Source organism: Niabella drilacis (assembly GCF_900101395.1).
Lineage (GTDB): Bacteria > Bacteroidota > Bacteroidia > Chitinophagales > Chitinophagaceae > Niabella > Niabella drilacis.
The window spans coordinates 36,651-50,537 of record NZ_FMZO01000019.1 but is presented as its reverse complement, the minus strand read 5'-3'; the positions used below and the strand labels follow the sequence as shown (position 1 = coordinate 50,537).

General features: G+C 49.6%; 8 protein-coding genes. 4 read left to right on the top strand and 4 right to left on the bottom strand.

The genetic code is table 11. The features are described 5' to 3' along the window. Window positions 1-91: 91 nt before the first annotated feature. From BLS44_RS22650 to BLS44_RS22635, 4 genes are all read right to left on the bottom strand, one after another. Window positions 92-655 (bottom strand): transposase, encoded by a 564-nt coding sequence (locus BLS44_RS22650; protein ID WP_218127803.1) that lies wholly within the window; start codon window positions 653-655, stop codon window positions 92-94. 59 nt (window positions 656-714) lie between these two features. Continuing rightward, window positions 715-2,739, bottom strand: coding sequence for an acetyl/propionyl/methylcrotonyl-CoA carboxylase subunit alpha (locus BLS44_RS22645; protein WP_090392728.1), 2,025 nt, complete (start codon window positions 2,737-2,739; stop codon window positions 715-717). A gap of 54 nt (window positions 2,740-2,793) precedes the next feature. Continuing rightward, on the bottom strand, window positions 2,794-3,573 hold the full coding sequence (locus BLS44_RS22640) for an enoyl-CoA hydratase-related protein (RefSeq protein ID WP_245729364.1): 780 nt from the start codon (window positions 3,571-3,573) through the stop codon (window positions 2,794-2,796). Window positions 3,574-3,677: 104 nt separating this feature from the next. Beyond that, on the bottom strand, window positions 3,678-5,285 hold the full coding sequence (locus tag BLS44_RS22635; protein WP_090392724.1) for a carboxyl transferase domain-containing protein: 1,608 nt from the start codon (window positions 5,283-5,285) through the stop codon (window positions 3,678-3,680). A 257-nt stretch (window positions 5,286-5,542) separates the two neighbouring features. On the opposite strand from BLS44_RS22635, the gene BLS44_RS22630 reads away from it, so the two are divergent. The 4 genes from BLS44_RS22630 to BLS44_RS22615 all read left to right on the top strand — a co-directional run bounded on the left by BLS44_RS22630 (window position 5,543) and on the right by BLS44_RS22615 (window position 13,408). Continuing rightward, complete coding sequence (locus BLS44_RS22630; protein ID WP_090392722.1) at window positions 5,543-6,727, top strand: ATP-binding protein; 1,185 nt, start codon at window positions 5,543-5,545, stop codon at window positions 6,725-6,727. 95 nt (window positions 6,728-6,822) lie between these two features. Beyond that, window positions 6,823-9,108: a GH92 family glycosyl hydrolase gene (locus BLS44_RS22625; RefSeq protein ID WP_090392719.1), complete on the top strand. Its 2,286-nt coding sequence runs from the start codon at window positions 6,823-6,825 to the stop codon at window positions 9,106-9,108. Between the two features lie 360 nt (window positions 9,109-9,468). Then, window positions 9,469-10,320, top strand: coding sequence for an amidohydrolase family protein (locus tag BLS44_RS22620; RefSeq protein ID WP_090392717.1), 852 nt, complete (start codon window positions 9,469-9,471; stop codon window positions 10,318-10,320). Window positions 10,321-10,579: 259 nt separating this feature from the next. Then, entirely contained in the window at window positions 10,580-13,408 is a 2,829-nt protein-coding gene (locus BLS44_RS22615; RefSeq protein ID WP_090392715.1) for a glycoside hydrolase family 95 protein, read from the top strand. Window positions 13,409-13,887 lie beyond the last annotated feature (479 nt).

Below are 13,887 nucleotides of genomic sequence, written 5' to 3'. Positions count from 1 at the left end.
GCGGTTCGCGAGGACGCGAGCCGCGGCTTTAGTTCGTATCTTCATATCATTCTGCGCCCTGGTTCGTGTCCTCACGAACCAGAAGATGTGTCTAACCAAATTCTTCACGTAAATCCTTTAAAAATGCAAACCGGTTTTCGTTCTTCTCATAGAAACCTGCGGAGGAATACACGTAATCACAGGGGTCTGCTACCAGTTTCCAGCGTTCTGTACATGGATTGCAATGAATGTAATCCAGTTTTTGATAAGCTACATTTTTTGTATATAGATGAATGGCTAAAGGATCCCGTTGCCAGAATTCATACTGTTTATTGATTGCAGATACTTTATAGGAAGAAAGATGATTTTTCTGTTCTGTTGGAATTCGCTTTTTAAATTCGTGTGCCGTAAATTTTAGAAAGGAACCCTGTGCCGTTTCCTTGCCATTTAGCGCATTGGTCCTCCAGATTAAATGAATATGATTCGGCATGATTATAAAAGCAAAAACATCGATTTTTCCGGCGTCTGATAAATGTTGCAAGGGGTTGATGATTATATGTTTATAAGCGTCTTGTTCCAGCAACCGTTGCCAGTTGTGGATGGTTGCCGTCCAAAAGAAAATTTCTCCGATTTCTATGTGGCTTTTCCGTTGTGTTTTTAAGATCTGTTCTTCCATGATGAAAGTATTTCTATTGCGGTTCGTGAGGACACGAACCGTGGCTTTAGCTTAAGTTATTATTTTGTGCCCTGGTTCGTGTCCTCACGAACCAGCGAATTCGCATCCTCTATGTGAATCAATGTGGTCGTTGTGTCTACCTTATCGCCTTCGGCTACATCTATTGCTGTTACTGTTCCGTCTTTCGGACTCAGGATATTATTTTCCATTTTCATAGCTTCTACAATTAATAGCAGATCCCCGGCGTGCACTGCGGTTCCGGGGGCTACAGCTATTTTTATCACCTTGCCCGGCATGGGCGCACAAATATTTCCGGCTGTTGCGGAGCTGACAGATGGAGGAGGCAACCTGTTTGCCGCTATATGCAAGATATCATTGCGTTTTACGGTATAGTCAAATCCGTTGTAACGTATGATGAATATACCCGGCGCCCTTTCAAAAATGTGTACCGGATATGATTGCTGATCCAGTATAAGATTGAATTGCTGCGCTCCTGTAGCCGCAAGCGTTGCACTGCCGGATACTGTTTGATATTCAAAATCGACTGAAGAGTGCGTCTGCCGGTGAATCACTACCACAATATCCTTACCCTCCACATCCAGTATAAGCTGTGGAACCCGCCGCCAGTAACCGATGGTTTCCCAGATGGATGATGCATTGCCCGCTTTGTGCAGCAGGCTGAATACCAATGCAGCGGTCAAAGGAATCTGTATGTGCTCCTTTTTTTTCCGATCTTCGAACTGTTGTAGCAGACCGGCGAGATGGATGTCGATGTATTTTGTGGAGATCCTGTTTTTAATAAAATCCGGGTGATGAAGGAGCCCCGACAGGAAGGCTATATTGTTTTTAATGCCATATATAAAATATTGCTGAAGGGCCTCTGCCATTTTTTTGCGTGCTGCCTCCCGGTCTGTGCCCCAGGTAATGAGTTTTGCGATCATCGGATCAAAATCTCCCGTCACTAGGGAGCCGTGTTGCAGCAGCATACTGTCGATGCGGATGTGCTCGCCATAAGGTTCTTTGTAAAAGCGCAGGAGGCCGGGGGCCGGTAAGAACTGTTGTTCGGGATCTTCGGCATAAATACGGCATTCAATAGCATGCCCCCTTTGGCGGATGTCCTTTTGGCGGATGTCCAGCGGTTCTCCCCGGGCGATGCGGATCTGCTGTTCCACGATGTCGATACCGGTGGTGAGTTCGGTAACCGGGTGCTCTACCTGTATGCGGGTATTCATTTCAAGAAAATAGAAACTAAGATCAGGGCCTACCAGGAATTCGAGCGTTCCGGCACTTTGGTAACCGATCGCTGCGGCCAGCTGTACCGCGGCATGGCAGATCCGGTCCCTTACTTCGGGTGTTAAAGTAGGAGAGGGCGCTTCTTCGATGATCTTCTGATGGCGTCGTTGCAGGGAGCATTCGCGCTCAAACAGGTGAATGATATGGCCCTGCTGATCGCCGAGCACCTGTACTTCCACATGCCTGGGCGCCTCAATATATTTTTCAATATAAACCGTATCATCGCCAAAATAATTTTTTGCCTCACGGGCCGTTGCTTCCAGGGCCTCTTTTAATTCGGTTTCCTGCTGCACCACGCGCATCCCTTTGCCGCCTCCGCCGGCAGCGGCCTTTATCAGCAGTGGAAAGCCAACGGACGCGTATTGTGCCAGCAATTCGGGTACAGTGCCGGTAATACCCGGTGTAACCGGTACTCCGGCAGTCTGGGCCGTCCGGCGGGCCGCTATCTTATCCCCCATGGCTTCCATGGCCTCCGGTGTGGGACCGATAAAAATAATGCCCTCCTTTCTGCAGGCTTCAGCAAATGCGGCATTTTCAGAAAGGAACCCGTAGCCCGGGTGAATGGCATCTGCATGTACCGCTTTGGCAGCGGCGATGATATTGCGGCTGTTCAGGTAGGTTTCTCCCAGCGATTGTCCCTCCAGTAATACCGTTTCGTCTGCTTCATGAAGATAGGCCGCACCGGCATCCTGGGGGGCATAGACCAATACAGTGTTGATCCGCATTTTTTTTGCAGTGCGGATAATACGTACCGCTATTTCGCCACGGTTTGCTATGAGGATCTTATTCATTGAGTGAAAGGTGAGAAGTTTTATAGTTAGAAGTTTGCAGCGGGCCGTAGCATGTTACCGGATCCAGTCGGGTTTCCGTTTTTCAAAAAAGGCCTGCATGCCTTCCTGGCCTTCGGCAGAGCTGCGGGCCCTGGCGATGGCTTCAATGGTGTATGGAACGGAGGCTTCCAGCTCTTTTGCTGACAGATAATGCAATAACTGCTTACATGCAGCAATGGATTCAGGACCCGCCTGCAGTAGTTCCTGTATGAGCTCGGCTACCTTGCTTTCCAGGTCCATTTCCTGTAATACCTGGTTGATAAGCCCTGCCTGCGCAGCTTCCTTTGCATGGAATTGCCGTCCCGTAAGGATGAGCTCTTTTGCTTTTGCTACCCCGATTCTTTTCAGAATATAGGGCGCAATGGTTGCCGGCACCAATCCCAGTCGCACTTCAGAAAATGCAAACAGGGTATCATTGCCCGCATAAGCGAAGTCGCAGGCAGCGATTAAGCCATTTGCACCGCCCATTGCGGCTCCATGTACCACGGCGATCGTGGGTTTGGGGGTATTATAGACGGTCTGGAAGCATTGTGCCAGCTGCCGGTTCTCTTCCAGGCTTTCTTTATAGCCGGATGTTGCAGTGGCTTTCATCCATTTCAGATCGGCGCCGGCGCAAAACACTTTTCCGCGTCCCCGCAGGGTGATCACACGCACAACTTCATCGCTGCCCAGGGTTTCAAATGCATGGATCAGTTCCGCGATCATAGTGTCGTTGAATGCATTCCGAACATCCGGCCGGTTCAGCCAGACAGTGGCGATGTGGTAATGCTGTTCTGTTTCGATAGTCGTGTACATAATGCAATAGTGAAAAATTTTATAGTGAGAAATGGATCGTTTATGGTTAATGGGTCATCATTTATGTAGTTGCCATGAACCATCAGCTATGAACTATAAGCTGTTTACATCCGGAACACGCCGTTTTTTGTTTCGTCCCATTTTTTATTTAATGAGATGGCAATGCCCAATGCAATGATCTTCCGGGTTTCGGCGGGGTCAATGATACCGTCGTCCCATAACCGGGCCGTACTGTAATAGGCGGAGCCCTCTGTTTCATATTTTTTTAAGATCGACTGACGCAGGGCCTCTTTTGTTGCTTCCGGAAATTCCTTGCCTGCTGCCTTTTGCTGTTCTTCTTTTACTGTGGTCAGTACGCCTGCGGCCTGCTCGCCGCCCATTACGGATATTTTGGAATGCGGCCACATAAATAAAAAACGGGGATCATAGGCGCGGCCGCACATGGCATAGTTGCCTGCACCAAAAGAGCCGCCAAAGATCACGGTGAATTTGGGCACATTGGCATTGGCTACGGCGTGCACCATCTTGGCGCCATCACGGGCGATGCCTTTGTGCTCGTATTCCTTACCTACGATAAAGCCGGTAATATTCTGTAAAAATAAAATGGGTGTTTGCCGGGCCGTGCACAGTTCTACAAAATGCGCACCTTTTAAAGCAGATGTTCCGAACAGCACGCCATTGTTGGCAATGATGCCCACCGGGTACCCCATGAGATGTGCAAAGCCGGTGACCAGGGTAGGGGCATAAGCCGCTTTGAATTCATGGAAGCGGCTGCCATCCACCAATCGTGCGATGATCTCTTTGGCGTCCACAGCCTTCTTCAGATCCGTCGGTATCAGTCCGTAAAGCTCCTGCGGGTCATACAGCGGTTCTTCCGGGTCAACCCGTTCCAGTGGCTGGGGGTCCGGTTGTTTAAAGGTCTGTATGATGTTCCTGCAGATGACCAGCGCATGCTGGTCATTCTCCGCAATATGGTCTGCCACGCCCGAAATTGAAGTGTGTACCACCGCACCGCCCAATTCCTCGGCGGTCACTTCTTCTCCGGTGGCTGCCTTTACGAGGGGAGGTCCGCCAATGAAAATAGTGCCCTGGTTCCGTACAATGATCGTTTCATCGCTCATGGCCGGAACATAGGCCCCGCCTGCGGTACAGGATCCCATTACGATCGCGATCTGCGGGATACCGGCAGCCGACATCCGGGCCTGGTTATAAAAGAAGCGGCCAAAATCATAGCGGTCCGGAAACACTTTGTCCTGCTCCGGCAGGAAGGCACCGCCGGAGTCGACCATATAGATACAGGGGAGCTGGTTCTCCAGCGCGATTTCCTGGGCCCGTACGTGTTTTTTTATTGTAAGTTCCATATAGGTGCCGCCTTTTACGGTAGCATCATTGGCAATGATCATTACCATTTGGCCGTGTACAACGCCGATGCCGGTGATGATCCCTGCTGAAGGAAATTGATTGTCATACATGTCGAAGGCAGCAAGCGGCGAAAGTTCCAGGAACGGGGTATTCGGATCCAACAGGTTGTCTACCCGCTCCCGCGCCAGCAGCTTTCCCCTTTGCTTATGTTTTTGAACGGCTGGCTGGGCGTCATCATGCAGCACGCCCTTCAGGCGGCGATGATACTGTTCCAGCAACTGCCGGTAAGCATTTTTATTTTCGTTAAACGCCACAGAATGCGTATCTGTCAATGATTGGATCTGGTACACGGCCTGAAATTTTTTATTCTTCTAAACGTTATACGAAGTAAGGAAATCTTTTTTAAATTAACTAACAATTGTTAGCTTTATTTTGAGGTGTTACACAAATGGGGAATCGGGGGGATGAATGGTTGAGGAGCTATTTTTGTTTTCCTCATAGAATTGCAAATAGTATAACTTTTTGATTTAAAGTTATTCAAAAAGTTATACTATTTGATTTATAAGTTAATTTTTGTAGCTTTATAGTCAGTTTGTGATCGCTAATTATGTTTGAACGTTCTATCTATAAAGAATTAGCAGAACACCTGTCCAAAAGACAGGTTACAGTGATCACCGGTATGCGCCGGGTAGGTAAAAGTACCGCCGTAAAATACCTGCTGGCAAAAGTGTCTCATAAAAACAGCCTGTACCTGGACTGTGAGCGTATCGAGATAAGGATCCTGCTGAACAAGCCGCATTATGAAGAAATAAAGGAGGAGCTGGAGTTAAAGGGGCTTGATTTTACAAAACCCTGTCTGATCGCATTGGATGAGATTCAGCTGGTGGCAAATTTGCCCAGCCTGATAAAATACCTGTATGATACCTATACCGTTAAGTTTGTGGTAACCGGCTCCAGCTCTTACTATATGAAGAATACTTTTTCAGAGAGCCTGGCCGGAAGAAAACATGTTTTTGAAATGTACCCGCTGAATTTTAGAGAGTTCCTGGTATTTAAGGGGGTATGGGCTAAACCCTTTGAGCGCTACCGCTGGCAACCCTATAAGGCTGCATGGTATAATAAGGCAAAAAGCTGGTATGCGGAGTACCTGGCTTATGGGGGGTTCCCGGAAGTGGTATTGCAAAAAAAAGAGAAGGACAAAACCGATTTGTTGCAGGATATCCTGAATTCCTACATTGAGCTTGATGTAAAACTGCTGGCAGATTATGCTGCGGGCGAGGAACTGTATAAACTGGTAAAACTACTGGCTGCCAGAGCCGGTAATAAAATTGATTACTCAAAACTTAGCAGTGCTTCCGGTATCGGCAGGCAAAAAATTGCCGCGTATATGCAATTGCTGGAACAGACCTATCTCATTTACCAGCTAACACCGTTTACCCATAATATCGATAAGGAAATATCCCAGCAGCGGAAGCTGTACTTTAGCGATACGGGCCTGTTGAATGTGCTTGGGGGAAACCAGTTATCGGCAGGGCAGGTGTTTGAAAATGCAGTGGCAGCCCAGTTAAAGCCAATGGGCGTGTTGCAGTATTATCAGAAAAAAAGCGGGCAGGAGATCGATTTTATCTACAATCAGAAAATGGCCATTGAGGTAAAGGAAACGCCGGTGCAGCAGGATCATAATGCCCTGGTCTTAAGGGCGGTGTCTATCGGGATTACGGAAAGCCTTGTTGCCGGTTTTCGGCCTGCACCTACTTTTACCGATTTTATGTGGGCGGGCGCCGTTTTTTAATGCAGAAGATTTTCCATACAGGTTCGGCCCCGGCGTGTTATTTTTGTGGAAGATTGCAAAAACGATTTTGTTATTTAAAAATAGTATTATTGCTCATGAAGAAGATTGCACACTGCGCCCTTTTTTTGCTGGCCGGAGGTTTTTCGCTCCTGCTGCACGCTCAGAAAAATGATCCTGTAGAACTGGTGAACCCGCTGATGGGTACTCAATCCAAGCCCAGCCTTTCCAATGGAAATACTTATCCTGCTGTGGGTGTGCCCTGGGGTATGAACCTGTGGAGTGCTCAAACCGGTAAAATGGGCGATGGCTGGATGTATACCTATGATGCTGATAAGATCCGCGGGTTTAAGCAAACGCACCAGCCTTCTCCGTGGATGAATGATTATGGCCAGATCTCCATCATGCCGGTCACCGGCAAAATGGCATTTGAGCAGGATGCCCGGGCCAGCTGGTTCTCGCACAAAGCGGAGGTTGCAAAACCTTATTATTACAGTGTGTACCTGGCCGATCATGATGTAACCACGGAGCTTACACCCACCGAACGGGCCGCGCAGTTCCGGTTTACTTTTCCCAGGACGGATAGTTCTTTTGTGGTGATTGATGCGTTTGATAAAGGCTCTTATATTAAGATCCTTCCTGCAGAAAAAAAGATCATTGGCTACTCTACCAAACATGCACGCGGGCCGCTGCCGGATTTCCGGAATTTCTTTGTAATCTATTTTGATAAGCCTTTTGCCAATGCCCATACCTGGGAGGGCAAGACGCTCAATGAGTCGGCGCTGGAGATCACTGCCGATCACAGCGGGGCCATTGTCGGGTTTAAGACCGTTAAAGGAGAAAAGGTGCATATGAAGATCGGCACTTCTTTTATCAGCTTTGAACAGGCTGAGCTGAACCTGAAGCGGGAGCTGGGAACAGACGGGTTTGAACAGACCATGGCAAGGGCAAAGAAATCGTGGAATGATCGCCTGGGAAGGATCAAGATCGACGGCGCTTCCGCCGACCAGCTAAGGACCTTCTATTCGGCCATGTACCGTACTTTGTTTTTCCCTCATAAAATGTATGAACTGGATGCCTCCAACCAGGTAGTTCATTACAGCCCGCACAACGGCAAAATTCTTCCGGGGTACCGGTTTTCCGGTACCGGTTTTTGGGATACCTTCCGGGCATTATATCCCTTCCTGAATTTCCTGTACCCTTCCATCAATAAGGAGATGCAGGCCGGCCTGGTTAATGATTACAGGGAAGGCGGCTGGCTGCCGGAATGGAGCAGCCCTGGGTATTCGGATGTGATGGTGGGCAATAACTCTGCTTCCGTGGTATCCGATGCCTATTTAAAAGGATTAAGAGGCTATGATATCAATACGCTGTATGAGGCACTGCTGCATGGCGCCAACAATGAAGGACCAAGGGCTACAGGGCGCCGCGGTGTGACCTATTATAATGAACTGGGTTATGTACCCTATGATGTAAAGATCAATGAAAATGCAGCGCGCACGCTGGAGTACGCCTATGATGATTTTACCATCTACCAGCTGGGTAAGGCCCTGGGGCGTCCAAAGGCAGAGCTGGACCTGTACAAGAAACGCTCGCAGAATTATAAGAATCTTTTTGATCCTGAACACAACCTGATGCGGGGGAAGAACAGGGACGGTAAATTTCAAAGCCCCTTCAATCCCTATAAATGGGGCGATGCTTTTACGGAAGGGAACAGCTGGCACTACTCCTGGAGCGTGTTTCACGACATACAGGGGCTGATCGACCTGATGGGAGGCAAACCCAATTTTGTAAAACAGCTGGACAATGTATTTAGTCTGCCCCCCGTTTTTGACGACAGTTATTATGGCGGTGTGATCCATGAGATCCGGGAAATGCAGATCGCCAACATGGGCCAGTATGCACATGGCAATCAGCCCATACAGCACATGATCTATCTGTACAATTACGCAGGCGCTCCCTGGAAGGCGCAGTACTGGGTACGGGAAACGATGAACCGCATGTATAAGGCTGCACCGGATGGTTATTGCGGTGATGAAGATAACGGGCAAACCAGTGCCTGGTATGTATTTTCAGCCCTGGGCTTTTACCCGGTAACACCAGGTGTGGATCAGTACGTGGTGGGAGCTCCCTTGTTTAAAAAGGTGACCGTTCGCCTGGAGAACGGCAAAACAATCGTCATCAATGCCCCGGCGAACAGCGATCAAAACCGTTATGTACAATCGGTCACTTTAAACGGGCAGGCTTACAGCAAAAACTGGCTGAGCTTTAGCGCCCTTCAGAAAGGGGCTGTTATCAGCTTTAACATGGGTGCGCAACCCAATAAGACCCGTGGTACGGCGGATACGGATGTGCCTTATTCGATGAGCCGCGATGATCAATAATCCTGTAAAGCTATAAGGATATCCGGCTTCCGTTGTGGGAGCCGGATTTTTTTTACGTTCCCCGGTAGCCCGTTGTTCCCGGCGCCGCAGCGGTATATAGGCTGAAGCGGTTGCGCGGAAACAGTAACAGGCCTTTGCCAAGCTCATTTTTTACGCGACCGGTTATTGCAAAGAATTTAGATTAAATCGATTGCAAAAAGGAACAGCTGTAGTATCTTAGGCGCTGGGTTGTTGACCTGTTTTCAGGTTTGAGGTTCAATGTTTAGGATCTTTAAGACCAGGGAATGGTCTCTCCGGACAGAATTATTAAAAGCCAGGATGAAGATAGCATAGCCCCGAAGGAATAAAATATTGATGCAGATGATTATTGATACACACATACATATTTGGGATACAGGAAAGTCCTCCTATGGTTGGTTGGCCGGTGCGCCGGAGCTTTTAAAACGCACATATGCCATCGGGGAACTGGATGCCGCAAGAAAAACGGCGGGTATTGCTGCCGGTATTTTTGTGCAGGCAGATGTGCAAATGGAAGATTCCTTCCATATGCTGGACGTGGCCGGGAAAACGGATTGGATCAAAGGCGTGGTGAGCTGGCTGCCGCTGGCCGACCCCAGACGTACCGCTATGCTGCTGGAACAGCGGCTGTTGAAAGATGAATATTTTGTGGGTGTACGCCACCTCATTCATGATGAAAAGGATCCGAAATGGTTGTTACAGCCCGCGGCAATAGAAAGCCTGAAAATGCTGGCTGCTCATCGTATCCCATATGATGTGATAGGGGTGCTGCCGGAGCACATTGAAACGGTTTTAAAAGTAGCGGAGCTGGTTCCGGAGCTGCAAATGGTTTTTGATCATCTGAATGCGCCGCCCGTGAGTAGCGGAGCGCGTTATGGACAATGGGGCGTGTTGATGCAGGAGGTTGCAAAAAATAAAAATATTTACGCAAAGATCTCGGGGTTGGGAACGGTAGCCGGTACTGAAAAATTCACTGCAGAGACATTGACGCCCTATATCGGGTTTGTGCTGGAGCATTTTGATACAGACCGTTGTTTTTGCGGCGGCGACTGGCCGGTATCATTGCTGGCAGGGGATTATGTGTACACCTGGGAGGTGTATAAGAATGTATTGTCGTCATTGCTTTCGGGCGAAGCGCTGGAAAATGTATATGCCGGCAATGCGATCCGGTTTTATGACCTGAAGCTGGATTGAGTGCCTGCGCACAGAACTGCGTTGTTTGTCTCTGCCGGTTCAACTGCATTTGTTAATCAGGCTGTTTTATGTAGTATACCTGCACCTGCCGGTTTTTCCGGTATGAGCGGTTCTTCCTTCCGGGGATCCTGACGATGCCCGGCTGCCGGTATACGCAGCGGGTAAGCTATTGCAGGGGCAAAAACGTAACGATCGGGGGGCTTGTTTTCCGCTGATCAGCAGATTTGCATAGATTTGGTTTGATACGAAATATCTGGGGATGAAAATAAAAAGCTATATACTATTATGGGCCGTGCTTCTTTTGGGAGTATCTGCGGCAGAAGGACAGGATCTGAAACTCTGGTACGACAGGCCGGCAAAAGAATGGGTGGAAGCATTACCCATCGGGAACGGCCGTTTGGGTGCCATGGTTTTTGGAGGTGTGGCGGATGACCGGATCCAGTTCAACGAGGAAACATTGTGGTCCGGCGGACCGCGGGATTATAACCGGAAAGGGGCGTACCGGTATCTCGATTCCATAAGAGGGTTGCTGTTTGCGGGTAAGCAAAAAGAGGCGGAGCAGCTGGCCGGACGCGAGTTTTTGGGAGTACGGTCAAATGAAGGCGCCCGCCAGGCCTGGATCGTAAAGATGAAGGCCATTCAGCAACAAAAGGATAATCCTTCCGCAACCGCTTATAATGACCGCAACTGGAAAATGATCCGTGTACCGCACTATGAGGGCTGGGAAAAAGAGGGTCTTGCAGAGCTGGATGGCGCTGTGTGGTTCCGTACCAGCTTTGAATTGCCTGCTAACTGGAAGAACCAGCCATTAGAGCTGGACCTGGGCAGCATAGCGGGGCAGGACATCTGTTTTGTAAATGGGATACAGGTAAGCACGCAGGACAACGGGGCTCTGCGTAAATACAGGGTGCCTGGTTCCGCGTTAAAGACCGGTAAAAACAGCATCGCTATTCAGGTACTGAACATGGCAGGCAAAGGCGGGATCCTGGGATATAAGGACAGTGGCAAAACCATGGGTATTTACCCCGCAGGAAAACAGGAGGCAAAACTGTTGCTGGAGGGCGTGTGGAAATACTGGGTACAATCGGATAAAGTGCCCCCGGAAGAAGAATACCAGGCCCGCTACCAGCCATTTGGGGATATACATTTTTATTCAGATGTGGATACCGCATCGGTTACACAATACAAGCGGGTGCTCAGCCTGGAAGATGCTACTTTAACTACGTCCTATAAGAGCAATGGTACAACCTTTAAACGCACATATATTGCCAGCGTGCCCGGCCAGGTAATTGCCGTAAACTTTACCGCAGACAGGGCCGGGGCCATCAGCTTTGCAACGGCAGTTTCCAGCCCGCACCGGGATTTTATACTTAAAAAAATAGACCCGCATACAGTAGCGCTTCATGTACAGGTAAAGGACGGGGCTCTTTTTGGAGAGAGCTATGTGCGGGTGACAACGAAAAGCGGCAATATCACTGTAGAGAACAACCGTTTGGTGGTAAGTGGGGCAGATGAAGCAACGGTATGGATAACGGCAGCTACCAATTACCGCAACTATAAAGATGTATCCGGGCAACCTGCTGCGCTTTGTAAAGCAGCATTGCAGAAAACGGATCAGCTGACATTCGCTTCATTACTGCGCGATCATATAAAAGAGTACCAGCAATATTTCAATACCCTTTCGGTAGATTTCTCCAATCCGGCAGTACAGAACCGGAATGAACAGCTGCCTACCGATCAGCGGCTGGCGCGGTTCTCCCGCTCAGGGGATCCGGAATTTGTAGCGCTGTACCTTCAGTATGGCCGGTACCTGCTCATCAGCAGCTCAAGACCAGGTACCTACCCGCCGAATTTGCAGGGGATCTGGAACGACCTGTTATCGCCACCCTGGGGAAGTAAATATACCACCAATATCAACGCGGAAATGAACTACTGGCCGGCCGAATTGCTGGGGCTTTCTCCGCTGCATAGCGCATTTTTCAGGATGACGCAGGAAGTGGCCGCATCCGGCCGCGAAACGGCAGGGGAATATTATAGGGCACCGGGCTGGGTGCTACATCATAACACGGATCTGTGGCGGGGAACCGCCCCGATCAATGCATCCGATCACGGCATCTGGGTTACCGGCGGGGCCTGGTTCTGCGAGCATCTTTGGGAGCGTTACCTGTTTACGAAAAACGAACGTTTTTTAAGAGATACGGCCTATCCCATCATGAAGGAAGCGGCGTTGTTCTTTAATACCTTCATGGTGAAGGACCCGGTGAGCGGGTACCTCATCAGTACGCCTTCCAATTCACCGGAACAGGGCGGACTGGTGGCAGGGCCTACTATGGATCACCAGATCATCCGCGCTTTATTTAAGAATACCATCGAGGCGTCTAAGATACTGAAGAGGGATGCCGCGTTCAGAAAAGAGCTGGAAGATAAATATCCCCGCATTGCACCCAATAAGATCGGGCGGTATGGCCAGTTGCAGGAATGGATGCAGGATGTGGATGACACAACAAACAAACACCGGCATGTATCACATTTATGGGCCGTATATCCCGGTAGTGAGATCAACTGGGAAACAACCCCGGACCTGATGAAGGCGGCCCGCCAGTCGCTGATCTACCGCGGGGATGCCGCCACCGGCTGGAGCCTGGGCTGGAAGATCAACCTGTGGGCACGGTTTAAAGATGGAGATCATACCTATAAACTCATCCGGATGCTGCTCAGCCCCGCGGGAAGAGGGGCCGGTAGCTATCCCAACTTATTTGATGCGCATCCTCCCTTCCAGATCGATGGTAATTTTGGCGGCGCGGCCGGTATCGGCGAAATGCTGGTACAGTCCCATGCCGGTCTTATTGATATCCTGCCGGCGTTGCCCGATGCATTACCCGGGGGATGGATCAACGGCATCCATGCCCGGGGTGGGTTGGTGCTGGATATGAAATGGGAAAATAAACAGCTTACAACACTAACAATAAGGACCATCGCAGATGGCCGGGCTACCCTGCGCTATAACGGGGCTGTATTGCCTTTTACCTTTAAAAAAGGAAAGCGCTATGAAGTGGCGCCCGGTTTTAAGGATATAAAAGAATTATAGCAAGGGGGTGTTATTCCCCTGAAGGGCTCCGGCATGGTATCTGGTCCCGGTTGCCCAAAAGCTGCGGACCGGCAGGAGCTGCCGGTTACTGAAACGGACGCCGCGCCGGGATACCAGCGTTACAGCAGCTCTAAGCCTCTCTCCGTGCACGGGAATGGACCGGCTCCCGATCCGTGTGGAAATGGCCGGTACCGGCTGTTCACGGGATTGGTTATTGCCGGCCATCATAAATCGGTCTTTAAAGTTGACGGGAAGCCAAAAGTTTATTATTATTGACCTGGTTTTGCACCGGCAACCTGGCGCCGCACCGGGCTTTTACGGATACCTGGTACAGCACCGGTGTCCCCGTTGCAGGCACCCGCTGATGTGGCTCCTGTGTGCCTGGTAACGCTGTTAAAGTGGCGGTTGTTATTATGGGTTTGCAGCCCTTTATTATTTTTGAGGTAATTGGAACCGTTTATTGGAATACCCCGGTTAAA

Excerpts from the sequence above, each read along its gene's own strand:
- BLS44_RS22650 (WP_218127803.1), bottom strand. The coding sequence starts at position 655 with ATGGAAGAACAGATCTTAAAAACACAACGGAAAAGCCACATAGAAATC.
- BLS44_RS22645 (WP_090392728.1), bottom strand. The coding sequence starts at position 2,739 with ATGAATAAGATCCTCATAGCAAACCGTGGCGAAATAGCGGTACGTATT.
- BLS44_RS22640 (WP_245729364.1), bottom strand. The coding sequence starts at position 3,573 with ATGTACACGACTATCGAAACAGAACAGCATTACCACATCGCCACTGTC.
- BLS44_RS22630 (WP_090392722.1), top strand. The coding sequence starts at position 5,543 with ATGTTTGAACGTTCTATCTATAAAGAATTAGCAGAACACCTGTCCAAA.
- BLS44_RS22625 (WP_090392719.1), top strand. The coding sequence starts at position 6,823 with ATGAAGAAGATTGCACACTGCGCCCTTTTTTTGCTGGCCGGAGGTTTT.
- BLS44_RS22620 (WP_090392717.1), top strand. The coding sequence starts at position 9,469 with ATGATTATTGATACACACATACATATTTGGGATACAGGAAAGTCCTCC.
- BLS44_RS22615 (WP_090392715.1), top strand. The coding sequence starts at position 10,580 with ATGAAAATAAAAAGCTATATACTATTATGGGCCGTGCTTCTTTTGGGA.